The organism is Vibrio sp. Vb2131, assembly GCF_033338535.1.
Classification (GTDB): Bacteria; Pseudomonadota; Gammaproteobacteria; order Enterobacterales; family Vibrionaceae; genus Vibrio; species Vibrio alginolyticus.
Genome location: NZ_JAWOSW010000069.1, coordinates 1 through 720, shown reverse-complemented (window position 1 = coordinate 720; position 720 = coordinate 1). Strand labels below are relative to the sequence as shown.

Annotated in this window: 1 protein-coding gene; it reads left to right on the top strand. The window is 50.6% G+C overall.

The features are described from left to right. The coding region (locus R7E38_RS22900) for a tropomyosin (protein ID WP_318082143.1) at nucleotides 1–713 on the top strand (713 nt) is incomplete at its 5' end. Nucleotides 714–720: the final 7 nt, after the last annotated feature.

Genomic DNA, 720 nt, shown 5'->3' with positions numbered 1-720 from the left:
AGAAACTGAAGGGGACAGAGGATGAGGTGGAAAAGTATTCCGAGTCTGTGAAGGATGCCCAGGAGAAACTGGAGCAGGCCGAGAAGAAGGCCACCGATGCTGAAGCAGATGTGGCTTCTCTGAATCGACGCATTCAGCTCGTAGAGGAGGAGTTGGATCGGGCACAGGAGCGCCTGGCTACAGCCTTGCAAAAGCTGGAGGAGGCTGAGAAAGCCGCTGATGAGAGCGAGAGAGGAATGAAGGTCATTGAGAACCGGGCCATGAAGGATGAGGAGAAGATGGAGCTGCAGGAGATGCAGCTGAAAGAAGCCAAGCACATCGCTGAGGAGGCTGACCGGAAGTATGAGGAGGTTGCTCGTAAGTTGGTCATCCTGGAGGGTGAGCTGGAGAGAGCAGAGGAGCGGGCGGAGGTGTCTGAACTAAAGAGTAGCGACCTGGAAGAGGAGCTCAAGAACGTAACTAACAATCTGAAATCACTGGAGGCTGCTTCTGAAAAGTACTCTGAAAAGGAGGATAAATATGAAGAAGAAATCAAGCTTCTGTCTGACAAACTGAAAGAGGCTGAGACCCGAGCTGAGTTTGCGGAAAGGACAGTTTCTAAACTGGAGAAGACAATCGATGACCTGGAAGAAAAACTTGCCCAGGCCAAAGAAGAGAACGTGGGCTTGCATCAGACACTGGACCAGACACTAAACGAACTTAACTGTATATAAACCAAAC